The sequence below is a fragment of the Thalassolituus sp. genome, from assembly GCF_984348125.1.
Window position 1 is genome coordinate 18,693 of the sequence record NZ_CFHJLR010000026.1, and the last position, 22,362, is coordinate 41,054.

Below are 22,362 nucleotides of genomic sequence, written 5' to 3' on the forward strand. Positions count from 1 at the left end.
AGCACTTAACCGGGGAGCTGCTATTCTGAAATCAGATAGTCACGCCGGACGGGAGGTTTCATGAGTTTTTCTGACAGTATCCGTAACTACTACGAGCAGATGGTGGCCGAAGAAATCGTCACTCAACTGCATGCCGCGGGGCGTGATGTGTCGACCGGCGTTATGGCTGATATTGCTTGCGTAGCTCTCAACAGGCTCCCACCTAAATACATCCGGTATGAGGTGGATATGGCGTTTTACATGTCTCCGGATGAGCTGATGATGACACGTCAACGGGTGCGGGACGGTGTCGCAGATGCGATACGGTTTGTCGACTCCCACCGGCGGGAAGACGACGCGGGCAATGACATCGGCTGACCAGCGTATTATTGTAACGGCAGGTTTGAATAATAAGACAGGATTGGCATGCCGGGTTCAGTGGCTGCCTGATGGAGTAATTGATGAATATCTTATTGGTGGATGACGATACTGAACTGACGGCACTGCTGACCCGTTACCTTGAGCGTGAACTGTTTAAAGTAACTGCCGTCCATACCGCAGAAGAAGGCCTGGCAGAGGCCCTGAGCGCGCGTTACCAGGCCGTTGTGCTGGACGTGATGCTCCCCGGCGGTAGCGGTATCGACATTCTTGGGCAAATCCGTACCCGCAGTGATGTTCCTGTTCTGATGCTGACTGCGAAAGGCGATGAAATGGATCGCATTCAAGGACTCGAGATAGGCGCAGATGACTATATTCCTAAGCCATGTAATCCGCGGGAGTTATCTGCCCGGCTGCGTTCCATTCTGCGTCGCGGGCGTTCCGCCGATGTGATCTCGGCAACACTCGAAGTGGAAGATCTGGTGATCGACTTCGATAAGCATATCGTGCATCGCAATGGCGAGGAGCTTGATCTCACCGTGACCGAGTTCAACATACTGGGCGTACTGGTGCGTGAAGCCGGGAAAGTTGTCGACAAAAATCGTCTCGCTGAGCAGTCGATGCAACGGTCACTGACCTTGTTTGATCGCAGTCTCGATATGCACCTCAGTAACCTGCGTAAAAAGCTTGGGCCGTCGCCCGGCGGAGAACAGCGTATCAAGACCGTCCGCGGTGTGGGTTACATGTACCAGATGGAGCAGGGATCAGCTGAAGCCTGATGCGCGGCGTATTTCTAAAAATCTACCTCGCCTTTATGGTGACTGCTCTGGTAACGACCGCAGTCACCATTACTCTGGCCGCATACTATCGTCAGTGGTCTAACGACTCAGTGAACCTGATCGCCCCGACCGGGGGTTATATTTCTGCCGCTGAATTGATTCTTCAGCAGGGCGGCGAGCCTTTGCTGCTCGAGTGGCTATTGAGGTTTGAAAGACACCCCAGCGTTAATGCCTATGTATTTGATGATCAGGGACTGAGTCTGCTCCCAGATCCGCCAGCGGCGGTTGTCAGCTATGCATTGTCGGCGGAGAGCTACGAGGCTCAGGTCAGCCCCCTCAGTCGTTCCGAAATATTGGTGAAAGCGCCGATTGAAAGTGTCGAGGGGCGGGTATACCTCCTCGTCGTAGAGTTTATGCATCCGCTGGTGGTGTTTAACCTCCCGGCCTATCTTGGCTGGGGGTTACTCGCATCGTTTCTGATTTTCGCAATCTGGAGTCTGTTACTTTCAGGTTATCTGACGCGCCCCGTGCGTTTTATGCAAAAAACTGTTCAGGCCTTTGCGAGCGGCGACTGGCGCGCCCGGATGGACCCTCGCTCATTAAGGCGACGCGATGAACTTGGTGAGCTGAGCCGCGAATTTAACCACATGGCTGGGTACATCGAACGCCTGATTCATGATCAGAAGCAGCTTGTCAGTGATGTGTCCCACGAGCTGCGTTCACCACTGGCACGCAGTACGGTCGCTCTGGAGCTTGCCCGCCTGGACGCTGTGCCAGATCAGGAAGAGCATCTGGATCGAATAGAACTCGAAACCAAGCGACTCAACGAGATGATCGAAGACCTGCTCAATATGGCAAAGCTGGATGCTCAGCAGGATCACAGTCACTGGTCGGATGTCCATTGTGATAACGTGCTACAACAGGTCGTCGATGATGCCCGGTTTGAACATCCTGACAGTAACGTGAACCTGACTCTCGCAGAAGGGCTACCCGTGATCTTTGGTGATCGAAAATTACTGAAGTCTGCCTTTGAAAATATTACCCGGAACGCCCTGTTGCACACTCAGGAAGGCACGAGTGTTGATCTCTCGGCGCGGATGAAAAACGGCCTGATCCGGGTAGTGATACGTGACCATGGACCGGGGGTACCTGAGGATAAGCTGAACGATCTGCTGCGCCCGTTTGTTCGTGCGGAATCTGCGCGCGAGCGCCTTGGGCAGGGGCATCGGGGTTTTGGTCTGGGCCTGGCGATCGCGCATCGTGTCGTGTCCCATCATAGAGGCCAGATTACGCTGCGTAATCATCGCGATGGTGGCCTGATGGTCACAATTGATCTACCCCCGGCGGGTTGAATTGGCCTCTTTACGTTGGGTTTACTTGTCTCTGCTGTAATAAATTGTTGGGCTGCCGTTACAATACAAGTCTAGAAAAATAAGCAGGTTGTCTTTGTGCGTTTAATTTCCACTCTTGTTTTGATGTGTCTTCCGGCGTTGGCTCTGGCCAATCCGCCGCAGTCAGGCGCGCGCCCGGATATGTCGGTTGAGTGGAGTAACAGCCAACCAGAACAACGTCAGGCACTGGATAACTTCTATCAGGCGCTGCAAGAAATGCCACCAGGTGCTGGTAGCTCTGATATCAATGAACGGCAACGTCACCTTGAGCAGTTGCGTGATATGTCGACGGAGCAGCGTCAGGAGATGTTCCGTAACTTCGTTCAGGACGCTGAGCGTCGCCGCTAAAAATCCCTCCCTTAAGAATTGCGTCATTTCGGCAATGGACAAATGCCATCCAGTCGATACAGTGTTGCCCGTCTAATCTCGGGAAACCAGCATGAAAACACGTATCACTGAACTCTTAGGTATCGAAGCTCCCCTGATCCTTCCGGGTATGAGCTGGATTTCTACCCCTCAGCTTGTCGCCGCAGTCTCGAATGCGGGCGGTTTAGGTATCCTTGCCAGCGGTCCACTGACTCCGGAAGAAACCCGAGCTTCTATTCGAGAGATCCGTGAGCTGACGGACAAGCCTTTCGGCGTGGGTGTTACCCTGCTGATGCCTGGCGCCAAAGAAAACGCCATGATCGCTCTGGAAGAAAAGGTGCCAGTGATTAACTTTTCACTGGGTAAAGGTGACTGGTTGGTGAAAAAAGCCCACGAATACGGCGGCAAAGTCATCGCGACGGTTGTCTCCGAGAAACATGCACTGTCAGCCCAAAGCATCGGTGCGGATGCCTTATTGGTCACTGGCCATGAGGCGGCAGCCCATGGCGGTGATGTGACTTCTCTGGTTCTGGTGCCGTCGATTGCCAGTAAAGTCGATATTCCGGTCATTGCTACCGGGGGCTTTGCTGATGCACGTGGCCTGATGGCTGCGCTGTCTCTGGGGGCAGAGGCTGTGGCGATGGGCTCACGCTTTGCAACCAGCGCTGATAGCCCTCTGCATAATCACGTGAAAGAAACGGTGGTTAAAAAGTCGGAGCAGGAAACTATCTACTCAAAGAACTTTGATGGCCTCTGGGCTCGCGTAATGAAAACGCCACGCTCAATTAAAGAAACCAAACGCCCTATGAATCTCATCATGGCGGGCCTCGAAGCGACGAAAGCGGCAAAGATAGTAAAACAGCCGGTCTGGAAGATCATGCTGGGCATGTTAGTTATGCTAGATAAAATCAAACTGCTGGCGTACTTTGGTGCCAGCGTTCCTCGCTTACAGGCTGCGACCATTGATGGCGACCTTGATAAGGGTGTTCAGTTTATTGGTCAGACCCAGGGGTTGATTGAAGACATCCCAACGGTGCAGGAGCTGGTTGATCGTATCCTGGCGGACGCTAAAGCGATGCATGAAAGCAATAACCGCTTCTTTTCCTGATGACGCCATGCAGGCTATCTTCGGATAGTCTGCCTTTCTTTTTATACTCCTCTTTTCGGTTACACTTTTTTGAGGTGATCTTTCCGGTTTTTTCTGGCCAAATTCATTCTTAGGTATGAGGCTGTCCGGATAATGCACGGATTCCCGTAGTTCTTTTGTAACCCTGTCTTCATAAATCCTTTTATGTCCGAAAAAAGCATTTTTCGATAAAAAAACCGCTCGTATACTCATTCCCGCTCTGGCCAAAGCACCAAAAAAAAATAATAGGGTGAGGAACAGGAAATGAAAAAATATCTGCTTACCGCGGTAGCAGCGGTTACTGTGTCTTCTCAGGCACTGGCGATGTCAGAAACCTTAGATACCGGTTATACCGAAACAAAATATCCTATCGTGCTTGTGCATGGCTTTCTCGGGTTTGAACAGCTGGTGGGAGTTGATTACTGGTACAAAATTCCAGAAACACTGCAGCAGGATGGTGCAGAAGTCTTTGTCGCAACCGTTTCAAATACGAACTACCCGGAAGTTCGTGGAGAGCAGTTAATTGATCAGGTTGAAGATATTCTGGCGATTACGGGCGCAGAAAAAGTAAATCTGATTGGTCATAGTCATGGTGGCCCTACGACGCGTTATGCCGGTTCAGTAAGACCTGACATTATTGCGTCTGTATCCTCTGTTTCTGGCGTTAACAAAGGCACTGTAGTGGCCGATACACTGATTGAATGGTCAGATAATTCTGAAGTGTTCGGTACTGCCTTCGATGTATTTATTTCTGGTATTTCTGAACTTATCTCTTTTGCTTCAGGCAGTGATCTGCCACTAGCGCCGGTGGAGTCTGTCCGCTCTATGACAACGGAGGCATCGGTTATCTTCAACGCGGCGCATCCGGGTGGGATTCCTGACAGCGAGTGCGGTGAAGGCGATTATGAGTATAACGGTGTGCGTTATTACTCCTGGGCAGGGGCGAAACCAGCAACCAACCTTCTGGATCCGCTGGAACCGATCACCATAGCATTTTCTCAGTTCTTCCCGGACGGGGTCGCTAACGATGGTTTCGTGGACCCGTGCACGAGCAACCTGGGTATGGTCATTCGCAATGACTTTGCGATGACTCATCTGGATGAAGTCAATCAGATGCTCGGCATTCATGACCTGAATGAAACTGACCCATTGACGGTATTCCGTACACACGCCAACCGTTTGAAGAACGACGGACTGTAATATGAAAACCAGCATAGTCGTTGTCGTTCTGCTGTTGTCAGCGACCGTCGCTGGATTTTATTGGCTGCCGCAAGGTGATCTTGTGATCAGCCAGTCAGATCCATTGTCCTCGCAGCCAGATGACTATCGGGAGCCCATAGCGGCCACCCCTATGCATGCTCGCATTAATCAATCCGCAACGTTCAGAGGGGCATCACCCGATGGGCGGTTGCAGGTATTGAATGGTGCCCTGATGGTCAATCGCGATCTGAAACGTTGGATGGATTTTTATCTCAGCTCTGTGGGTGAATTCAGTATCGAAGAAATCACTGAATTTATGGAAGCAGAGATGCGCACCTTGCCAGCGCCTGCAGATCAGCAGGCGCTGGATCTTTTGAATAAGTATCTTGCGTATCTCGATGATATTTCCCGGTACGATGAAGTTAGCGGAAGGAAAATAAATGGTGCCGATCTGGCCGGCCTTACAGCGCGTATGGAATGGCTGGAAGATCTGCGGCGGGTGTACTTCGCTGACGCTACTATTGCCGCTTTTTTTGGTGATGATGAGGCTTTGGATCGCTACTCTCTGGAGAGAATGCGCCTTGCACAGAGCGGCGATACAGAAGCTATGCAGCAGCTGGAAAAAGAACTTCCGCTTCACCTTCGTGTTGCACGAGAGAAAGCCCGAGCCATTGAAACGTCTCAGAGCCTGCGGGATTCTATCGATGACCCTGAGGCACTCTGGCAAGCGCGAAAAGAACAGTTTGGCGAGGCAGCCGCCGACCGATTGGCGATTCTGGATGCAGAGCGACAGCAGTGGCAGGCCAGACTTACAGACTACCATGACTTCCTTGAACGCAACTCCGCTAAGCAGAACTTTGATGAGTTGGCTGAAGCCTACCGCGCAGAAAATTTCTCAGTGGTGGAGCAGAAGCGGATCGATGCAGCCTTACAGGCTAGGTCTGCACAAATACCGGAAAGCAGCGCTATTTCTCCTCTGCCTCACGAAGAAGAGCTTGCAGCGGATTGAACAGCGGTGCTGCGGTAATAAGAATATTGTCGCCGCAAAGCTGAGGGTTTACCTCTACAGATAATGGCTGAATATGGCCGAACGAAGCCCCAGCCTCACGGGCAATCAGTTGTGCAGCGGCAAAATCCCAGGGTTTTACTGATTCGTAGTAGCCATCCAGACGTCCGCAGGCTACCCAGCATATATCCAGTGCAGCAGAACCCAGGCGGCGTATATCGGCGCAGTGTGCCAGAACCTGCTCCAGTCGTTTCATCAATAACGGCAAATTGTCGATCTCGTACGGGAAACCGGTCGCTATGATTGACCGTGCCAGGTCGGTTTTCTCTGAGCAGTGAATGGGCAGGTCATTGAGTCTTGCGCCTTTTCCTGCTTGCGCATGAAAGGTTTCATCCATAAAGGGGTTGTGCACGACACCCACCCGCGCCTTGCCTTTGTGATAGTAAGCAATTGAAACAGCGACCTGAGGGTGGCCGTGGGCGAAGTTGACGGTGCCGTCTATCGGGTCGACGATCCAAAGGTGTTCCTGTTGGCCGGCGTTAACCAGCTCATCAGGGTTTAATTCCTCAGACAGTATCTGGTGGTCAGGGTAGTTCCGACGAATGGTCGCTGTAATCAGTTCGTCCGCTGCGACGTCTGCCTGAGTGACAAGTTCACTGCCATTCTTATACGAAAGCGACAATGATTTTCTTTGGCCGGCAATCAGGTCGCCGGCCTCTTTAGCCATACGCAGCGCCAGGGTCAGAATGTTGGTTTCGTGCATAATTCAACAACCGCTGGAATTCAGTCTCTAAGAGTATGCGCTCCCGGAACATTGCTTTCCAGTAGGCTGGCCAGGGCTGTGACAGCGAGACAGTGTTACACTGTATCTTTTTATAGCCAGAGCAAACGGTATGACACGAGTACATCTCATCACTGGGTTTTTGGGCGTAGGTAAAACGACTGCCATTCTGGACCTTTTGCAGCAGTCACCTGAAAACGAGAAGTGGGCGGTGCTGGTTAATGAGTTTGGTGAGGTCGGAGTCGATGGTTCCATTCTCGAAGCCAGCGGCGCTGTGGTGCGTGAAGTCCCGGGCGGCTGCCTCTGCTGTGTTTCGGGGCTACCGTTTCAGATGGGGCTGAATATGTTGCTGGCCAAAGAGAAGCCAGACGTCCTGTTGATTGAACCCACCGGTCTAGGTCATCCCCGTAAAGTGCTGACAACACTGCGCAGCGATGACTACCGCGAGCTACTGACGGCAGGTGCTAATCTTTGCTTAATAGACCCTCGCCACCTTAAAGACCCGCGTTACACCGACAACGATACGTTTAATGATCAGATCACATTGGCTGATGTCCTGGTTGCCAATAAAACCGACCTCTGCTCGCCTGATGATCTTGCCGCATTCGATGCACTGGTGGCGTCGGCTAAGCCTGCCAAAGCAGCGAGTGTGCGTACGGTACAGGGGCAGGTCGATGCGAGCTTACTGGCGTTGCCAACAAACCCTGACCGTCTGCAGCTGAAGGATCGTGGTCACCATCATCACCACAGCAAAGAGGCGAGTGCGCCGGTGGCGTTATCGCCGGGTGAAGAGCTGCGTCGCCTTGAGAGTCACGGTGAAGGGCACTTTTCCTGCGGTTGGTTGATCTCCGGTGAGTGGGTATTTTCTTTGGATGCTCTGCGCCACTGGTTTGATCAGTTGGAGTCGGGTGAGAACAAAGTGGTGCGCGCAAAAGCGTTAATCCGCACAGAGCAGGGGCATTTTGTTCTCAACTGGCGGGATGGGGTACTGTCGGAGATGCCAACCCGGCCGCTGGAAGAAAGTCGTCTCGAATTAATTACCGAAACGGCACCCGTTGCCGATGTGCTGGAATCATCCCTGATGAAGTGCCGGAGTGAAGAATGAAATACTGCCCGCAATGCAAAGCCGATATCAATCTTCAGGTTATTGACGGTGAAGAGCGACGCGCTTGCTCGGTTCAGTGCGGCTTTGTTTTCTGGGATAACCCGACACCCGTGGTGGCGGTGATTGTAGAAACACCGGACGGTGTCGTTCTGGCGCACAACAAACTCTGGCCTGCGGGTAAGTACAGTATTATCACGGGGTTTCTGGAACGTGGCGAGACACCGGAGGTCTGTGCGTTACGGGAAACCGAAGAAGAGTTGGGCCTGCGTGGTGAACGAGCGGAGTTTATTGGTTTCGAATTGTTTGATGGCAAAGGCTTTAATGGCCATGAATACAATCAGATTATCATCGGCTTTTATGTCTATGCCGAAGGGGTCATTACCCTGGATGAAAACGAATTGGATGAATACAAAATTATTCCCGTTGAGAAACTGAAAGGTTGGGGCTCGGCTACGGGTAAAATTGTTCAGCGCTGGCTCGATCGGAAAAATTCCTAAGCTATTACTGATTGCCGGGAAACCTTATAAAAAATACGTTTAATAAACGGTAATAAATACGCCGCAAAACCGTAAAAAAAGTGACCCGGCACTGACATCTGTTTCTGACTGAATACCCGCTGGTTTTTCTACCGGACGGTGATGTAATGAAACACTCTCTTCTCTGGCTGGCGATGTTCTCTGCGAGCGCCGCTCATGCCGATATTCTTATTAATGAAACCGATGCTGATAATCCCAGCACAGATACGGCCGAATTTATCGAGCTGTATGATGGCGGCATTGGTGCTCAGTCACTGAATGGGCTGTCACTGGTTCTGTTTAATGGCAGCGATGATGCCAGCTATGAATCTATTTCGCTGAATGGCTTTCAAACCAATGCAGACGGCTATTTTGTTGTTTGCGGTGACGACACCAACGTCAGTAACTGTGATCTGGATCTGTCACCAGACAGTAACCTGATTCAGAACGGCGCAGATGCGGTTGCGCTGTTTTCCCGCCCGGCTTCAGATTTTCCGAATGATACGCCGATTACGACTGACGGCCTGATCGACGCTGTCGTCTACGACACTAACGACAGTGATGACGACGCTCTGCTGGTATTACTGAATTCTGGTCAGCCTCAATTGAACGAGGCGATGAGCGGCAACAAAGATCAGCATTCATTGCAGCGCTGTTCTGGTGGTGCGCGCGAGACCGAAGGATTTGTCGCCGACCTGCCGACCCCTGGTGAGGCGAACAGCTGTGGCGGCAGTGAGCCTGAGCCAACACTGGGTGCGTGCGGTGACGCCGCGACGCCGATCAGTGCGATACAGGGCCTGATTACAGATATCACCAATGATGCCAGCCCGCTAAATGGCCAGCAGGTGATTGTCGAAGCCATTGTTACAACAGACCTTCAGGGCGGCGCTCTGGCGAACGGCGATTATTCGTATCAGTACAGCGGCTTCTGGTTACAGCAGGCGGATAACGAAGCCGACGCTGATCCGATGACATCCGAAGGTGTGTTCGTATACAACTACAGTGAAAACGTCTCTGTTGGTGATCGTGTACGTCTGCAGGCAACCGTCGGTGAGTACAATAATGTCACTCAGTTGAGCAATATCTCTGACATCGCAGTCTGCTCAAGTGGTAATGCGCTCCCGGCTGCGGTTGAAATGACACTGCCGGTTGCTGATCTGGCAGAATTTGAAGCGGTCGAAGGTATGCTGGTTGAAAGCGACCAGTCGCTGTTGATCAGTGACCTGTTCGGTACCGGTTATGGCTTCGGAAATTACGGACAGTTTGCTGTGTCATCCCGTCTGCATTTTCAGGGCACTGAGATAGCGTTACCCGGCTCGCCAGAAGCGCTTGCCGCAGAGCCCAATCGTGTACTGGATACTCTGCTGGTTGATGACGGTGTGTCGGCGTCGTATCCGGAATATATTCCTTTCCCGGATGCCTCTGGTTTCTCTGCGGATAACCCGGTACGTATCGGTTATTCCGTCCCTGCATTCCAGGGTGTGATGAACGCGTTCCGCGATAATTACACGGTTATTCCTTCGGCCGTCACCATTGATCCGACACACCCACGCACACTGGCGCCGCAGGTGTCTGAGCAGGCGAATCTGGTTGTTGTCGGCATGAATGTGCTCAACTTCTTTAATGGTGATGGCATGGGTGGCGGCTTCCCGACCTCTCGTGGCGCACCGACTCAGGACGCACTCGATATGCAGACGGCAAAAATCGTTGCCGCTCTGGATGCCATGGATGCCGATGTTATTGGTCTGATGGAGCTGGAAAACGACGGCTGGGGTCCTGAAAGCGCCATCGTTGAACTCACAGAAGCATTGAACGCCGTTCAGGCGCCGGGTGATGAGTACTCGGTTATTAATCCGGGTGGCGCGACTTCAGGGTTGGGTACAGATGCTATTGCCGTCGGTCTGATTTATCGCGCTGATCGCGTATCGCCTGCCGGTGCGGCTCGTGTCCTTGATTCCAGTAACTCACCGCTGGATGAAAGTAACACTCCACTGTTTGACGACACCAAAAACCGTCCTGCGCTTATTCAGACCTTTAATGTTGATGGTCAGGAAATTACCTTTGCCGTTAACCACCTGAAGTCCAAGGGCTCAGCATGTAACGAGCCTAACGAAGGTGCCGATGGTCAGGGTAATTGCAACATCAACCGTACTCGTGCAGCTCAGGCGCTGGTCGAGTTTCTTGCTGACGATGAACAGGTCATGATTCTGGGTGATCTGAATGCCTACAGCCAGGAAGACCCGATGCAGGCTTTCTACAGTGCTGGTTTTACCAATCTTAAGTACACGGAAGCAGCCACCGAAGAACAGCCATACAGCTATACCTTTTCGGGCCTGTTAGGTTCTCTGGATCATGCACTGGCGACGAGCGATCTGCTGGCTCAGGTGGTGAGTGTCGATGCCTGGCACATCAACTCGGTGGAAGACTCGCTGGTGGATTATCTGACCGAAGCCAATGGTCAGCCGTATTCATCTGTTGATAACTACGCCGCGCCAGATGCTTACCGTTCATCTGATCATGATCCGATTGTCGTTGGTCTGATGATCGAAGCGCCCAATGTTGCACCAGAACAGATAGCCGATATTCCTGCGATTGAGATTACCCGTCGCAATGAAAACATCGAGTTGGACCTCAGTACTTATGTGAGCGATGCTGACGGTGACCTTCTGTCTTATGAGGCCTTAACGCTTCCAGAAGGCATGACACTGAGTGCGATGGGGGTTCTCTCTGGTGTGGCGGATCGTGATCTGCTGAATCAGCTACCTGTAACTGCAACTATTGAAGTCAGTGATGGGGCAGAGAGTGTTCAGCTGGTGGTCGACATCCGGGATGAGCGCCCGGCGACGAATTTTTTCAGCAGGATAATTGAGTTATTCCGCTCAATTTTTTCCTGGCTGTTTGGACGTTAACTTCTGAGCATGTCATGCGCCAGTCGTAGGCAGATCAGAAATTAACTTGTGCCTGTGCTGAATCCAGCAGGACAGGCACAGCTCCCCGGCTGGCAAAGGTACTCAACAATGCTTCCCAGTCGGGACTTAATAATTCGTTACGATAACCCTGAATAAAGACATTTCGTTCTTTCAGACTGATGCCTTTGAACGCCGTTGTGGTATTCAGCCAGTCTTCCTCAATACCAATAATGTCTTCCGCCGAAATCAGCAGATAAATATCTTTGTATGGGCAGATATTCTGCGCGCTGGTGACTTCTGACGAATAACAGTCAAAGCAGACATCAGGCAGAGACTCTGCGAGTTTTTCGGTAATGTCTGCTGGGCAACCTGCGGTGCATATCAAAGCTGCGCAAGATATCGGAACGCTGGCCGTGGTTGCAGGATTTTCGACGGTCGGACGTAAAGGAATTCGCTTGAGCATAGCAGCTACACCAGGTGGTGGCTGATGAACTGCATCTCGCGGACAAGATTGCGTAAACAGCGCTCACCACCTGGGCGAGCCTTGTACATATGGCGTAGGGCAAAGAACACCTGATACAGAGCATCGAAGCAGAGGGTGCGGGAGGCTTCTTCGCACTCTGGGTCGAGGCTGATTGAACGTAGGGTCGTGTAGATTCTGCGCAGCCAGCTTTCCTGCAGGCGTGTTAAGCCTGAGGTTCCAGCCTTGATGGCAAGGTCGAGACCTGTGTCCAGATAATGATCCAACAATTCACTATTCAGCGAACGGTAATTGGTGATGCTCAGTTCAAGCACTGTAAATTGATCGTGCCGGGACAAACCAGGGGTAGTATCACAGGGCTTTGGGTCGTCTGGGACTGGTTGCATGGATCGCATTAGCTCTTCCTCCATCGGATAAGAATAAGTTAATGCGAATTATTATCAGTTGCAATATTTGGCTTATTGCAAATATCTATCAGAATTGGATTTTAGATAGTGAAAGCTGCTTCGATAAAAAAGCCACATTCGATAGAAAAAGCAAAATTACCAGTTGAAAGGCTTCTCGCCCCGGGCGTTCAGTTTCACCCAGCCTTCTTTTCCGGAGTCGCTTTCTGATTCTTCCCAGCCACTGTCGCTACAGCGGACTTCGGTCTCTAAGGCTTGCCAGGCAGCTCGTGCTGCTTCCAGGTCGGTATTCCACGGCGTATCGTTCTGTTTGAACCAGAGGCTGGAGAAGTTCTTTTCAGCGTTGGCGTTCATATAGATGTCCATACCGCCTGAACGCCAGTGTTGATGAGCGCCGGTGTCCTTTATTGTGTTGATCTCTCCCAGCACGGAACGTAGCCACTCGGTAACTTTGGCTGGGTCGCCTTTCATCAGGTAAATCTCAAGGTCCGGGAAGCGTTCAGTCATTGCGGGTATCCGAAAACAGTCGAAGTAGGGTGAGCATTATATAGGCGCATAGAGAAATAAGGGCACCGCTTGCTGCGGTCGTCAGACCGATCAGCGTCACGACTTCCTGAGCCAGAGACGGCGATATTCGGTTATCGGCGAAAAGCATGGCGCCTGCGCCGGCAAAAAACAGTGTGGCGCCAATTGAGAAACGGGTCAGATATCGCCGCTCTTTACCCTGTTTTGCAATGATCCACTCTTTCAATGCCATGTTTGAGGCTGTCGGGCATGGGCCCGGTTCCGTTAATGATGTCAGGCTATCAGTGTAGGAGGGTTCCGGGGTTGAAGAAAGAGCTGGGGGATGACGTACGCAGCTACCGCCAACGGACAGACAGTTGCCCCAGCAGCTGCGTGGGTCAGGCCACCCTCATAGCCCTTATCTATAGTAGGGCCCGTAGTTAACGCTGGGGATGTGGCAGAGTGTCGCAGTCCGGGATTGAATCCACTGGCCTGATCACATATAATCGCCGCCCTTCGTTTTTCTGTGCCCTGTGATGGCACGGAAATCCGGACTCCTTGCCTTACCGGATGGGCCGGAAGGCTATAAACCCATAAGGAGCTGAAAATGCGTCATTATGAAATCGTTTTCCTGGTTCACCCGGACCAGAGCGAACAAGTACCTGCGATGGTTGAGCGTTACACCAACACCATCGAATCTACTGGCGGTAAGATCGACCGTTACGAAGACTGGGGCCGTCGTCACCTGGCATACCCAATCAACGATGTGCACAAAGCGCACTACATCCTGATGAACGTTGAATGTACTCAGGAAGCGCTGGATGAACTGACTACTAACTTCCGTTACAACGACGCTGTTCTGCGTAACATGGTTATCCGTCGTGACGAAGCTGTGACTGAAATGTCTCCAATCAAAGCGGCAGAAAGCCGTGAAGACCGTCGTCGCGCTGAGCGCAACGAAGCTTCTGAAGCGAAAACCGAACAGTCTGAAGAAAAGGCTGAACAAGAAGAATCTTCAGCTGAAGACAACGCTGAGTAATAGGAGATCAGATCATGGCTCGTTTTTTCCGTCGTCGTAAGTTCTGCCGTTTCACCGCTGAAGGTGTGACCGAGATTGATTACAAAGATCTGGACACTCTGAAAGGCTACGTTACCGAAACTGGCAAAATCGTACCAAGCCGTATCACCGGTACCCGTGCAAAGTATCAGCGTCAGCTTTCTACAGCAATCAAGCGTGCTCGCTACATTGCTCTGCTGCCATACACTGATCAGCACGACAAATAAGAGATACGGTTAACACTGTATCATTACTAATTTTCGTAGCCCGGCATCCGTGAATGAATGTCGGGAGACAAAAAGACACGGTGGCTTATTAATTCATAAGTAAGTCACCCTGTAATGAGGAATCATCATGCAAATCATTCTGCTGGAAAAAATCGCAAACCTGGGTTCACTGGGTGATCAGGTAACTGTTCGTCCGGGTTACGCTCGTAACTTCCTGTTCCCACAGGGCAAAGCGGTTCCTGCGACTAAAGCAAACGTTGAACAGTTCGAAGCACGTCGTGCAGAACTGGAAGCTCAGGCTGCTGATAAGCTGTCTGCCGCTCAGGCCCGCGCTGAGCAGATCAACGAAATTGAACTGTCTGCCGCAGTTAAAGCAGGCGACGAAGGCAAGCTCTTCGGCTCACTGGGTAACCGTGACGTCGCAGACCTGGCTTCTGCCGCTGGTGTTGAGCTGGCTAAATCTGAAGTACTGCTGCCAGAAGGCCCAGTGCGTCAGGTAGGTGAGTACGACATCACCATCCGTCTGCACCCAGAAGTTGAAGCAGTACTGAAACTGCACGTAGTTGCTGAATAAGTAATTACCGCGCGGTGGCCGCAATGATGGCTCATTGCGGTAGATTAAGGCACTATTGGTTCCCACTGATAGTGCCTTTATTTTTTGCATTGAAGATATGAACGAAGAATTCGGACAGGATACAGAAAGCGTCGGCAGTAGCCGTATGCCACCCCATTCAGTTGAAGCAGAGCAATCAGTGCTGGGCTCCCTGATGCTGGATGAGCGCGCCTGGGAGACTGTCTCAGAAACCCTGCTGGATACCGATTACTACCGTCACGATCATCGGATCATCTTCCGGGCTATCCAGCACCTGGTCGCTCAGGAGCAGCCGATTGACGTTGTGACTGTCGCAGAAGAGCTTGAAGAGCGCGGACAGCTTGAGAAAGCAGGCGGGGCCTCTTATTTGAGCCGGCTCGTTGATATGACCCCTTCAATCGACAACTGTGCAGCCTATGCAACCATTGTCGCGGAACGCTCACAGCAGCGTAGCCTGATCGAAGCCGCTAGTGACATCATCGAGAAGGCCTATGAGCCGGGCGGTGCAGACGCTCTCACGCTGGTATCCGATGCAGAAAAATCCATCGCCCAGATTGCCGAAGGCAACCGCAAGGATGGTGGCCCGGAGTTGGTTGCCCCTATCCTCAAAAATACGCTTGAGCAGCTTGATCAGATGTTTAATCAGCCTGAAGGGCTGACGGGTCTGACAACGGGTTTTACTGAGATTGATAACAGGACTTCGGGCTTCCAGAAAGCCGACCTGGTGATTGTGGCGGCACGTCCATCCATGGGTAAAACCACCTACGCCATGAATCTGGTAGAGAATGCGCTTCTGGCGACCAAGCGACCGTGTCTGGTGTTCAGTCTTGAGATGCCGTCAGAATCTATCGTGATGCGTATGTTGTCTTCGATCGGGAAAATCGACCAGACCCGAATCCGTTCGGGTAAGTTAATTGATGAAGATTGGCCGAAGCTGTCAGCTGCGGTCAATATGCTGAAAGACCTGCCGCTGTACATTGATGACACCGCTGCGCTCACACCGCAGGAAATGCGTGCCCGTGCACGTAAAGTGTACCGCGAGAACAATAATGATCTGGCCATGATCATGGTCGACTACCTTCAGTTGATGCGGGTATCAGGCCCTTCTGAGGGGCGGACGCAGGAGATTTCTGAAATCTCGCGAACCCTTAAGATCATCGCCAAAGAATTTAACTGCCCAATGATTGCCCTGTCACAGCTTAACCGGTCACTGGAGCAGCGTCCGAATAAGCGGCCAGTGAACTCTGACTTGCGTGAATCCGGTGCGATCGAGCAGGATGCGGATATTATTCAGTTTATTTATCGTGATGAGGTCTATAACGAAGACTCTCCCGATAAAGGCATTGCCGAAATTATTACCGGTAAACACCGTAATGGTCCGATTGGTATCGACCGTCTGGCATTTATTGGTAAATACACCCGATTCGAAAACCTTGCTCATGGCTATGACGGTGATGACGAATATTGATTCGTCATCAGCCCGATTTTAATCAGTAGGTAGTTCCCATGAAATTTACTCCCGAGCTGGAGATCCCGGGCGGTTGCATCAAACCGCTGCACTACGACGATATCGACGGTTTATTCGAACTGTACAAACATCCTGAAATACCCGGCCAGCGCCCTCTTGAAGACAAAGAGCAGCTGAATCGTATGATTGATTACAGTGTTCAGATGGCTGCCACTCAGCGTGGGATGATGTGGGCTATCGAAACGGACGGGCAGATCAAAGGCATGGTCAGTGGATTTGACTGGCAGCCGTCAAATCTGCGAATTGTGATGCGCGTTGATGGCTTACCCGCTTTAACGGTAGAAGAGCGAGCGGGGGCATTGAAAGCAGCGATCGGATTCCTGAGCAAAAAATACCACGTCCGTAATTTTGCTTATCAGTGGATTGAAGGTCAGTCTGACGATATTAAAGTCGCGCTCTCAGAATGTGGTTTTACTTTGGCTGCGCGCTTGCGCGACGGCTGGCGCACTGGGAATACCGAGTTCTCAGATGTAGAGCAATATCATTGGGTGTCCAGTGACGATAAGCCCGTACCGAGAAAACTGGGTGACGATGACGAACTGGGCCAGAACCTCAATGCAAATAAAAGAGGGGAGTCCTGATGAGTTGGAACTTCGAAACAGAACACTTTTTTATTCGCCTGCCGGTTTCTGATGAGGACGGAGCAGCACTGTTTAAGCTGCTGAGTAAAAACTCGACAGTAGCTCATATTCCGCGTTTGCCTATGACTGTTGAAGCTCAGGCGCTGGATGAATTACGTAGAATCGCAATGCGATTCGAGACGCGTGAAGCGGCCTTCTGGTTGATCGAACGTAAGTCAGACGGAGACGTTATTGCACGTATCGGCATTCAGTACATCAACTGGATGATGCTGAACGCTCAGATGCAATGGGAGCTGTCGGACCGGTGTGGTCTTGAAGAATTGCAGGAAGTGCTTCCTGTTATTGTAAATTACCTATCACAGGACCTGCATTTACATCGCCTGGAAATGCGTTTGAGAGCGGGTAGTGACGGTCAGAGCAAGCTACTGACTGCGTTGGGCTTTTCATGCGAAGGCACGCTGCCTTCTCAGCAGGAGTTTGAAGGCGAAGATATTGATCTGGATGTTTACTCCTTACTTACAGGAGAGCTGAAGGCGTAATTTCACGCTCGCTGACAGAATAAAAAAGGCCGCAGATGCGGCCTTTTTTATGATGCAAGAGTAAAGCTCGGTCTTCAGGAGTCGTTCTCGTGAGAGATACTCAACGACACGCTGCCATCGAATTCCTCGGACAAGTGAAAATGGATAGGCCGGCAGCAGACCTGGCAATCCTGAATATAGTTTTCTTCTTCCACATCGCTCGGATCAATAAAGACGGTTTGATATTCGCCACAATACGGACAGTGAATACCTTGCTCTTCAAGAAACATGTCAGAGGTCTGCCATAAGGTTTTTCAAGCGGTCTTTTTGCTCATCACGGGAAAGCGGCGTTGTGGTTTCTTGTGGGAGAGCACGAGGAAGATCAATTTCCAGATCTTCGCCATTTTGTATGCGGTTTAATAAGAGGTCGTAATTTCTTTTAAAAACCGGGAAGACTTTTTCTTCGGGTTCGTTGGCAATAAAAAACCAGTCAGTTGCGCGCCCGGCGAAATAGACCGCGGGGTGGCTCCAGTTAAACTCTTTCTTCGGCGATGGTGCCCGGCAGGCTTCGACGTAAGCTGCGTGAGCGGCGGGAAGGCCCAGTACTTCAGCAACGTCACAGCGTGCCAGTACTTCGTGAACGTTAGGTAGCCAGCCATTTTCTTTTACCGCTTTTTCAGCGGCACGCATGATGACTTCACCACTGTAGTCCCCGAGCAGGCGCAACCACAGTCGTTTCGCCATATTCATGGTGTCGAGGTCGGGAAACGCCTTCAGAAACTGGTTGTGATAGTTAAATCTGAAGAGCTCAAAAATCTGGTTAATGGCAGACAGCTGGTCGTCGCTTGGCGCGCTATTTTGCCCAGCTGGTGTCACTGAGTCGGCTGACGCTTGCTTCAGCTGTTGAGTAACCCGGTTGAGTACCTGCTTGCTGTCCATTGTTGGCTCCTGTTGGATTGCCAGAGGATTGAGCGTGTCGTTTCGCCCATTGCTGCTTCACGTATTGTAAGAAGCGGCTATTCCAACTGTTGTGTACCTGATTCGAATCCCGCCAGTATAAAACAAACTCGGCGACCAGTGCGCTGGCGAATTCGCGTGGAATATGGCCCATGCCCAGAATGTCGTAACAGTCTTCGGCGGGCTGCCAGTTGCTCTCGATGCGGGTAGGCATAGGTGAGTGTTCAACGGCGGCGGTGTAACGCGCCCACTGTTGGCGGACATGCTGAATAAATTTGCTGTTCCAGGTTTTGAATACGTCGCCGCGCTCCTGCCAATAGAGAACAAATTCGGGCACTGCATCTTCAATAAACTGCGGATCGATACCCGCGCGCTGCAGGATCTGCAATGCATCGCTGCTGGGTTGCCAGTCTCCGGTAATGGGCTGGGCTTCTTCCTGAGTTGGCTGAAAGCCTGTCCGTTCCTGCTGTCGCCGGAAACGGCCAGCGTCGTTCTGCGCATAGACCCACTGATTTTTTATAAAACGGAAGAAGCGTGTGTTCCAGTCATTACGGTTTGAGCCCTGTTCCTGCCCCTGCAGTATGAAGGCATCAAGCTGTGAAAACGAAAACGCGCGAGGAATGCCATGTTGCTCAAGTCGCTGAACGGCTTCCTCAGAGGGTTGCCATTGCTCAGGCATAGGCGCAGGACGGGTCGGTTGTGGCTTACTCTGCGGCTGCGCAGCTACTCGTTGAACCGTCACTGACTGAGCAGGGGATGTATTGCGCTCGGGTGCGATCTGAGGCGTAGGGGCATTACCAAAGCTGAATACGATGCCCGCAGCCTGAGTAAAAGCCGGGCCGTGCAACTGCAACAATCCTTTGGCTGTCAGGGAATCCAGTACCCGCACTATGGTGCTGTCGTCCCAGAACGGCACCTGGCGCCGGAGAGTATCGCTGTTCAGACGTGCCTGAGGCTGGGTTTGCAGGCGTGCGGCGTCATTAAGAACCGACAGCAGTATTGCTTCTTCGAGCCCGATCGTTGCCGCGAGTGTCGCAGAGAGACTGATGGCATGATCGCTGATTAGCGGATGAACGGGCATGAACGACTTCCGGGGTGTAAGTAAGGCTGACATAATGACATAAGCGCTCCGGTGTTCGCACCGGCGCGAACCCAACATTGTACTGATTTTCAGGAATCTTCATACGCCTATGACCCGTCCGACACGTGCCCTGCTGAAATGGTCGAATCTGCGTCACAATTATCGAAAAGCACGCGAAGCTACCTCTCATGAGGCGTACGCCGTGATCAAGTCCGACGGCTATGGCCATGGCATGGTGGCCTGTGCCAATGCACTCAGTGGTGAAGCCGATGGGTTTGCCGTTGCCTGTGTTGATGAAGCGGTAAAACTGCGCAATGCAGGTATCCGTCAGCCTATTCTTGTCTTAGAAGGCGCCTACGATGCTGAGGAATGGGAGCAGGCATCAGAGCACCATATTCAGCTTGCGGTTCATCACCCTCAACAACTGAAAGATCGTGCAGAAGCTCAACTTTCTGATGATGTGGCGGTCTGGCTCAAGGTCAGTAGTGGGATGAACCGACTCGGCGTAAAGCTGGAAGATGCCCCTGAAATGATTGCTCGCATCCGCAATGATCGCGGTCTGATCCTCCGGCATGTCATGAGCCACTTTGCTACCTCGGATGAGGCGGATACCTCTTTCTACGAAGAGCAGAAGCAGCGGATGATCAGTCATGCCTGGCCGGTTCCTCTCAGTCTAAGTAACAGTGCCTCTGTCATCCGTGGTGGCGTTGCGGAAGAAAAGGTTATGCGTCCCGGTATCATGCTGTACGGAAGCTCCCCTTGCGAAGACATCAGTGCAGGCGAGGCAGGTCTGAAACCTGTAATGACGCTGCAGTCGGCTTTGATCAGTGTGCACACCGTAAAGGCGGGAGACACTGTTGGCTATGGCTGCACGTGGACGGCGCCTCGTGACAGCCGTATTGGTGTGGTCGCCATCGGCTACGGTGATGGCTACCCGCGTCATGCCCCCAGCGGAACGCCCGTTAATGTCGCTGGCCAGCGTTGCGAATTGGTTGGGCGAGTATCCATGGATATGCTGACCGTCGATATTACGGATGTTCCAGAAGCGACCATCGGTTCTCCAGTTGAGCTCTGGGGGGAGCTGGTGGATGTGGATGAGGTAGCGCGATTGGCGGGGACGATCAGCTACGAGTTGTACTGCCGACTGACGCAAAGAGTGCCTCGCATTAATTTGCAGTAACCATCTGGCAAAAGCCATCTTGCAGTAGCCATCCGGGATTCGTTTCTGCCGGCAATCAGATCTTTGGAACAGACTGGTGCACGTCACGGGCTGGCCAATTGCGGCCAGACGGGGACAAATCCCGCCCGACTTTGCATAATGCTGTCCTGATTATTTTTCCCGGTAAGAGAGCACATCATGCCATGGCAACCCATCAGCAAAGCTGATCACCGCTGTTTTGGCTGCGGTACAGAAAATCCTCACGGCCTGAATATGAATTTCGAAACCGATGGCGAGAAGGTCAGAACGGTTGTGACGATTCCGGAGCACCTTCGTGGCTGGGCGAAGCTTGCCCATGGTGGAGTTACCTCAACCATTCTGGATGAGGTGATGGGTTGGGCCAGTATGTATTTCACTAATAAGTACCCACTGACCAGAGACCTGAACGTCACGTTCCAGAAGCCTGTTTACGTCGACCAGACGGTAACGGCAACGGGCTGGATCAAGGAGCAGAAAAATCGTCGGAAGTTTCTCCTCGTCGGCGAGCTGCATGACGAAAGCGGAGAGCTACTGGCTTCTTCATCGTCCGAATTCGCTATGTTCGATAAAGATCAGTTCCTTAAGTTAGGGCTGGTCGGCGAAGAGGATCTGGACGCAATGACCTGTACATTCTCCTCATCACACGATTACGGACACAGTTATTCAAATGACTGAGGCGGCGCAGATACCAGAGGTAAGCAAGGTGGAATCGGCCCTTATCGTGGAAGGGGGAGCCATGCGCGGGATATACAGTGCAGGCGTCCTGGATGAGTTTATCCGTGCAGATTATTATCCCTTTGATTGGTATTTCGGTGTCTCGGCGGGCGCGTCGAATACAGCGGCCTATATCGGAAAAAAATATGGGCGCAACTATAAAGTCATCACCGACTACTGCCGTCGGCCCGAGTTTAAAAGTCTTCGGCGCTTTCTACGTGGCGGCCACCTGATCGATATTGAATGGTTGTGGGATATTACCGAGCGCGAGCTTGATATTGGCCTCGACGAAATCGATAAGCACAAAGGCCGCTTTCTTGCCGTTGTTACTGATGCCGAAACAGGAGAGGCTGACTACATTGCTCCTGAGCGTCATGAACTGTTTCAGGCAATTAAGTGCTCTGCCGCTATGCCTCTGGCATTCAGAGACTCAATCAGGTTTCGTGGACGTACCTGGTTGGATGGCGGTGTCGCCGACTCCCTCCCCGTAAAAGAAGCGTATCGTCGTGGTGCTCGTAAAATTATGGTGATACGTTCTAATCCGGCTTCTTACCGTAAGCAGGCTTACCGTTTCCGGCATCTGTTCCCGTATATCCTGCGGCAGTACCCGGCGGTAGCGCGTCGATTGCAGCGCCGTCATATTGAATACAACGAAGCGCTCGATTTTATTCGTAACCCACCTGACGACTGCCAGGTGATCGAGTTGTGTCCTCCTGAAGCGTTCTCTGCCGGACAATTTACTACAGATATGCAGATTCTGGACGAAGCCTATGCCATGGGCAAAGCCGACGGAGTTAACATTCTGAGTCAGAATCTGATCTGACTCAGGATAAAAGCGACTCTCTACTGACGCCCGAATTGTTCAACGGTATAGTCACTCTGAACACATCCAGGATGATTTTCCTCTTTTAAAAACAGGCTTAGAAATATGGGGTATACGGATTTAATGGTTGATGGGGCACCTTCACCCCATCAATCTGATACC

27 protein-coding genes are annotated in these 22,362 nt (G+C 51.8%); 19 read left to right on the forward strand and 8 right to left on the reverse strand.

The genetic code is table 11. The annotated features are described in order from the left end of the window. The first annotated feature begins 60 nt into the window (after nucleotides 1-60). From AC5E51_RS14660 to AC5E51_RS14690, 7 genes are all read left to right on the forward strand, one after another. Nucleotides 61-357, forward strand: coding sequence for a late competence development ComFB family protein (locus AC5E51_RS14660; RefSeq protein WP_273091740.1), 297 nt, complete (start codon nucleotides 61-63; stop codon nucleotides 355-357). An 83-nt stretch (nucleotides 358-440) separates the two neighbouring features. Next, on the forward strand, nucleotides 441-1,136 hold the full coding sequence (locus AC5E51_RS14665; protein WP_068436631.1) for a response regulator transcription factor: 696 nt from the start codon (nucleotides 441-443) through the stop codon (nucleotides 1,134-1,136). Then, nucleotides 1,136-2,488: a sensor histidine kinase gene (locus AC5E51_RS14670; protein WP_068436633.1), complete on the forward strand. Its 1,353-nt coding sequence runs from the start codon at nucleotides 1,136-1,138 to the stop codon at nucleotides 2,486-2,488. The genes AC5E51_RS14665 and AC5E51_RS14670 overlap by 1 nt, the downstream gene beginning before the upstream one ends. Before the next feature lie 96 nt (nucleotides 2,489-2,584). Then, nucleotides 2,585-2,875: a hypothetical protein gene (locus AC5E51_RS14675; RefSeq protein ID WP_301377954.1), complete on the forward strand. Its 291-nt coding sequence runs from the start codon at nucleotides 2,585-2,587 to the stop codon at nucleotides 2,873-2,875. A gap of 91 nt (nucleotides 2,876-2,966) precedes the next feature. Further along, entirely contained in the window at nucleotides 2,967-4,001 is a 1,035-nt protein-coding gene (locus AC5E51_RS14680; protein WP_491778761.1) for an NAD(P)H-dependent flavin oxidoreductase, read from the forward strand. A gap of 282 nt (nucleotides 4,002-4,283) precedes the next feature. Further along, a complete protein-coding gene (locus tag AC5E51_RS14685) occupies nucleotides 4,284-5,219 on the forward strand; it encodes an esterase/lipase family protein (protein WP_301377952.1) in 936 nt (311 codons plus the stop codon). Nucleotide 5,220: 1 nt separating this feature from the next. Next, on the forward strand, nucleotides 5,221-6,228 hold the full coding sequence (locus AC5E51_RS14690) for a lipase secretion chaperone (protein WP_068443742.1): 1,008 nt from the start codon (nucleotides 5,221-5,223) through the stop codon (nucleotides 6,226-6,228). On the opposite strand, the gene AC5E51_RS14695 is transcribed toward AC5E51_RS14690, so the two are convergent. Further along, on the reverse strand, nucleotides 6,185-6,988 hold the full coding sequence (locus tag AC5E51_RS14695; protein ID WP_068443740.1) for an inositol monophosphatase family protein: 804 nt from the start codon (nucleotides 6,986-6,988) through the stop codon (nucleotides 6,185-6,187). The two genes, AC5E51_RS14690 and AC5E51_RS14695, sit on opposite strands and share 44 nt — an antisense overlap. A gap of 130 nt (nucleotides 6,989-7,118) precedes the next feature. Between AC5E51_RS14695 and AC5E51_RS14700 the strand changes: the two genes are divergently transcribed. The 3 genes from AC5E51_RS14700 to AC5E51_RS14710 all read left to right on the forward strand — a co-directional run bounded on the left by AC5E51_RS14700 (nucleotide 7,119) and on the right by AC5E51_RS14710 (nucleotide 11,535). After that, nucleotides 7,119-8,111, forward strand: a complete 993-nt coding sequence (locus tag AC5E51_RS14700; protein WP_491778762.1) for a CobW family GTP-binding protein — start codon at nucleotides 7,119-7,121, stop codon at nucleotides 8,109-8,111. Continuing rightward, the gene (locus AC5E51_RS14705; RefSeq protein ID WP_488073240.1) at nucleotides 8,108-8,608 is read left to right on the forward strand and encodes an NUDIX domain-containing protein; all 501 of its coding nucleotides are present in this window, start codon (nucleotides 8,108-8,110) and stop codon (nucleotides 8,606-8,608) included. Before AC5E51_RS14700 ends, AC5E51_RS14705 begins: the two co-directional genes overlap by 4 nt. Nucleotides 8,609-8,754: 146 nt before the next feature. Next, nucleotides 8,755-11,535 carry an ExeM/NucH family extracellular endonuclease gene (locus tag AC5E51_RS14710; protein WP_491778763.1) on the forward strand — a complete coding sequence of 927 codons (2,781 nt, stop codon included), beginning with the start codon at nucleotides 8,755-8,757 and terminating at the stop codon, nucleotides 11,533-11,535. 34 nt (nucleotides 11,536-11,569) lie between these two features. On the opposite strand, the gene AC5E51_RS14715 is transcribed toward AC5E51_RS14710, so the two are convergent. From AC5E51_RS14715 to AC5E51_RS14730, 4 genes are all read right to left on the reverse strand, one after another. Further along, entirely contained in the window at nucleotides 11,570-11,998 is a 429-nt protein-coding gene (locus tag AC5E51_RS14715; RefSeq protein ID WP_491778764.1) for a hypothetical protein, read from the reverse strand. 5 nt (nucleotides 11,999-12,003) lie between these two features. Beyond that, on the reverse strand, nucleotides 12,004-12,402 hold the full coding sequence (locus tag AC5E51_RS14720; RefSeq protein ID WP_301377946.1) for a hypothetical protein: 399 nt from the start codon (nucleotides 12,400-12,402) through the stop codon (nucleotides 12,004-12,006). Between the two features lie 156 nt (nucleotides 12,403-12,558). Further along, nucleotides 12,559-12,927, reverse strand: a complete 369-nt coding sequence (locus AC5E51_RS14725) for a hypothetical protein (protein ID WP_068438196.1) — start codon at nucleotides 12,925-12,927, stop codon at nucleotides 12,559-12,561. After that, nucleotides 12,920-13,177, reverse strand: coding sequence for a hypothetical protein (locus tag AC5E51_RS14730; protein ID WP_068435652.1), 258 nt, complete (start codon nucleotides 13,175-13,177; stop codon nucleotides 12,920-12,922). The genes AC5E51_RS14725 and AC5E51_RS14730 overlap by 8 nt, the downstream gene beginning before the upstream one ends. A 354-nt stretch (nucleotides 13,178-13,531) precedes the next feature. Between AC5E51_RS14730 and rpsF the strand changes: the two genes are divergently transcribed. The 6 genes from rpsF (at nucleotide 13,532) to AC5E51_RS14760 (ending at nucleotide 17,448) form a co-directional block, all read left to right on the forward strand. After that, entirely contained in the window at nucleotides 13,532-13,963 is a 432-nt protein-coding gene (rpsF, locus tag AC5E51_RS14735) for a 30S ribosomal protein S6 (RefSeq protein WP_068435653.1), read from the forward strand. 14 nt (nucleotides 13,964-13,977) lie between these two features. Then, nucleotides 13,978-14,208, forward strand: coding sequence for a 30S ribosomal protein S18 (gene rpsR, locus AC5E51_RS14740; protein WP_068438192.1), 231 nt, complete (start codon nucleotides 13,978-13,980; stop codon nucleotides 14,206-14,208). Nucleotides 14,209-14,335: 127 nt separating this feature from the next. Further along, the gene (gene rplI / locus AC5E51_RS14745) at nucleotides 14,336-14,782 is read left to right on the forward strand and encodes a 50S ribosomal protein L9 (RefSeq protein ID WP_068436695.1); all 447 of its coding nucleotides are present in this window, start codon (nucleotides 14,336-14,338) and stop codon (nucleotides 14,780-14,782) included. Nucleotides 14,783-14,879: 97 nt separating this feature from the next. Continuing rightward, nucleotides 14,880-16,268 (forward strand): replicative DNA helicase, encoded by a 1,389-nt coding sequence (dnaB, locus tag AC5E51_RS14750; protein WP_068438189.1) that lies wholly within the window; start codon nucleotides 14,880-14,882, stop codon nucleotides 16,266-16,268. 38 nt (nucleotides 16,269-16,306) lie between these two features. After that, the gene (locus AC5E51_RS14755; protein WP_301388582.1) at nucleotides 16,307-16,909 is read left to right on the forward strand and encodes a hypothetical protein; all 603 of its coding nucleotides are present in this window, start codon (nucleotides 16,307-16,309) and stop codon (nucleotides 16,907-16,909) included. Then, the gene (locus AC5E51_RS14760) at nucleotides 16,909-17,448 is read left to right on the forward strand and encodes a GNAT family N-acetyltransferase (protein ID WP_068434933.1); all 540 of its coding nucleotides are present in this window, start codon (nucleotides 16,909-16,911) and stop codon (nucleotides 17,446-17,448) included. Before AC5E51_RS14755 ends, AC5E51_RS14760 begins: the two co-directional genes overlap by 1 nt. 74 nt (nucleotides 17,449-17,522) lie before the next feature. On the opposite strand, the gene AC5E51_RS14765 is transcribed toward AC5E51_RS14760, so the two are convergent. The 3 genes from AC5E51_RS14765 to AC5E51_RS14775 are packed head-to-tail and all read right to left on the reverse strand — an operon-like array spanning nucleotide 17,523 to nucleotide 19,465. Continuing rightward, complete coding sequence (locus AC5E51_RS14765; RefSeq protein WP_301377945.1) at nucleotides 17,523-17,717, reverse strand: CPXCG motif-containing cysteine-rich protein; 195 nt, start codon at nucleotides 17,715-17,717, stop codon at nucleotides 17,523-17,525. A 1-nt stretch (nucleotide 17,718) separates the two neighbouring features. Next, entirely contained in the window at nucleotides 17,719-18,366 is a 648-nt protein-coding gene (locus tag AC5E51_RS14770; protein WP_301377944.1) for a replication protein P, read from the reverse strand. Continuing rightward, entirely contained in the window at nucleotides 18,281-19,465 is a 1,185-nt protein-coding gene (locus AC5E51_RS14775; RefSeq protein ID WP_068438181.1) for a DnaT-like ssDNA-binding domain-containing protein, read from the reverse strand. Before AC5E51_RS14775 ends, AC5E51_RS14770 begins: the two co-directional genes overlap by 86 nt. Before the next feature lie 109 nt (nucleotides 19,466-19,574). On the opposite strand from AC5E51_RS14775, the gene alr reads away from it, so the two are divergent. The 3 genes from alr (at nucleotide 19,575) to AC5E51_RS14790 (ending at nucleotide 22,200) form a co-directional block, all read left to right on the forward strand. Then, nucleotides 19,575-20,645 (forward strand): alanine racemase, encoded by a 1,071-nt coding sequence (gene alr, locus AC5E51_RS14780; protein ID WP_068438179.1) that lies wholly within the window; start codon nucleotides 19,575-19,577, stop codon nucleotides 20,643-20,645. 177 nt (nucleotides 20,646-20,822) lie between these two features. Beyond that, complete coding sequence (locus AC5E51_RS14785) at nucleotides 20,823-21,338, forward strand: PaaI family thioesterase (RefSeq protein WP_068438176.1); 516 nt, start codon at nucleotides 20,823-20,825, stop codon at nucleotides 21,336-21,338. Beyond that, a complete protein-coding gene (locus tag AC5E51_RS14790; RefSeq protein WP_488073244.1) occupies nucleotides 21,331-22,200 on the forward strand; it encodes a patatin-like phospholipase family protein in 870 nt (289 codons plus the stop codon). Before AC5E51_RS14785 ends, AC5E51_RS14790 begins: the two co-directional genes overlap by 8 nt. The last annotated feature ends 162 nt before the right edge of the window (nucleotides 22,201-22,362 follow it).

Excerpts from the sequence above, each read along its gene's own strand:
- AC5E51_RS14660 (WP_273091740.1), top strand. The coding sequence starts at position 61 with ATGAGTTTTTCTGACAGTATCCGTAACTACTACGAGCAGATGGTGGCC.
- AC5E51_RS14665 (WP_068436631.1), top strand. The coding sequence starts at position 441 with ATGAATATCTTATTGGTGGATGACGATACTGAACTGACGGCACTGCTG.
- AC5E51_RS14670 (WP_068436633.1), top strand. The coding sequence starts at position 1,136 with ATGCGCGGCGTATTTCTAAAAATCTACCTCGCCTTTATGGTGACTGCT.
- AC5E51_RS14680 (WP_491778761.1), top strand. The coding sequence starts at position 2,967 with ATGAAAACACGTATCACTGAACTCTTAGGTATCGAAGCTCCCCTGATC.
- AC5E51_RS14685 (WP_301377952.1), top strand. The coding sequence starts at position 4,284 with ATGAAAAAATATCTGCTTACCGCGGTAGCAGCGGTTACTGTGTCTTCT.
- AC5E51_RS14690 (WP_068443742.1), top strand. The coding sequence starts at position 5,221 with ATGAAAACCAGCATAGTCGTTGTCGTTCTGCTGTTGTCAGCGACCGTC.
- AC5E51_RS14695 (WP_068443740.1), bottom strand. The coding sequence starts at position 6,988 with ATGCACGAAACCAACATTCTGACCCTGGCGCTGCGTATGGCTAAAGAG.
- AC5E51_RS14700 (WP_491778762.1), top strand. The coding sequence starts at position 7,119 with ATGACACGAGTACATCTCATCACTGGGTTTTTGGGCGTAGGTAAAACG.
- AC5E51_RS14705 (WP_488073240.1), top strand. The coding sequence starts at position 8,108 with ATGAAATACTGCCCGCAATGCAAAGCCGATATCAATCTTCAGGTTATT.
- AC5E51_RS14710 (WP_491778763.1), top strand. The coding sequence starts at position 8,755 with ATGAAACACTCTCTTCTCTGGCTGGCGATGTTCTCTGCGAGCGCCGCT.
- AC5E51_RS14715 (WP_491778764.1), bottom strand. The coding sequence starts at position 11,998 with ATGCTCAAGCGAATTCCTTTACGTCCGACCGTCGAAAATCCTGCAACC.
- AC5E51_RS14720 (WP_301377946.1), bottom strand. The coding sequence starts at position 12,402 with ATGCAACCAGTCCCAGACGACCCAAAGCCCTGTGATACTACCCCTGGT.
- AC5E51_RS14725 (WP_068438196.1), bottom strand. The coding sequence starts at position 12,927 with ATGACTGAACGCTTCCCGGACCTTGAGATTTACCTGATGAAAGGCGAC.
- AC5E51_RS14730 (WP_068435652.1), bottom strand. The coding sequence starts at position 13,177 with ATGGCATTGAAAGAGTGGATCATTGCAAAACAGGGTAAAGAGCGGCGA.
- rpsF (WP_068435653.1), top strand. The coding sequence starts at position 13,532 with ATGCGTCATTATGAAATCGTTTTCCTGGTTCACCCGGACCAGAGCGAA.
- rpsR (WP_068438192.1), top strand. The coding sequence starts at position 13,978 with ATGGCTCGTTTTTTCCGTCGTCGTAAGTTCTGCCGTTTCACCGCTGAA.
- rplI (WP_068436695.1), top strand. The coding sequence starts at position 14,336 with ATGCAAATCATTCTGCTGGAAAAAATCGCAAACCTGGGTTCACTGGGT.
- dnaB (WP_068438189.1), top strand. The coding sequence starts at position 14,880 with ATGAACGAAGAATTCGGACAGGATACAGAAAGCGTCGGCAGTAGCCGT.
- AC5E51_RS14755 (WP_301388582.1), top strand. The coding sequence starts at position 16,307 with ATGAAATTTACTCCCGAGCTGGAGATCCCGGGCGGTTGCATCAAACCG.
- AC5E51_RS14760 (WP_068434933.1), top strand. The coding sequence starts at position 16,909 with ATGAGTTGGAACTTCGAAACAGAACACTTTTTTATTCGCCTGCCGGTT.
- AC5E51_RS14765 (WP_301377945.1), bottom strand. The coding sequence starts at position 17,717 with ATGTTTCTTGAAGAGCAAGGTATTCACTGTCCGTATTGTGGCGAATAT.
- AC5E51_RS14770 (WP_301377944.1), bottom strand. The coding sequence starts at position 18,366 with ATGGACAGCAAGCAGGTACTCAACCGGGTTACTCAACAGCTGAAGCAA.
- AC5E51_RS14775 (WP_068438181.1), bottom strand. The coding sequence starts at position 19,465 with ATGCCCGTTCATCCGCTAATCAGCGATCATGCCATCAGTCTCTCTGCG.
- alr (WP_068438179.1), top strand. The coding sequence starts at position 19,575 with ATGACCCGTCCGACACGTGCCCTGCTGAAATGGTCGAATCTGCGTCAC.
- AC5E51_RS14785 (WP_068438176.1), top strand. The coding sequence starts at position 20,823 with ATGCCATGGCAACCCATCAGCAAAGCTGATCACCGCTGTTTTGGCTGC.
- AC5E51_RS14790 (WP_488073244.1), top strand. The coding sequence starts at position 21,331 with ATGACTGAGGCGGCGCAGATACCAGAGGTAAGCAAGGTGGAATCGGCC.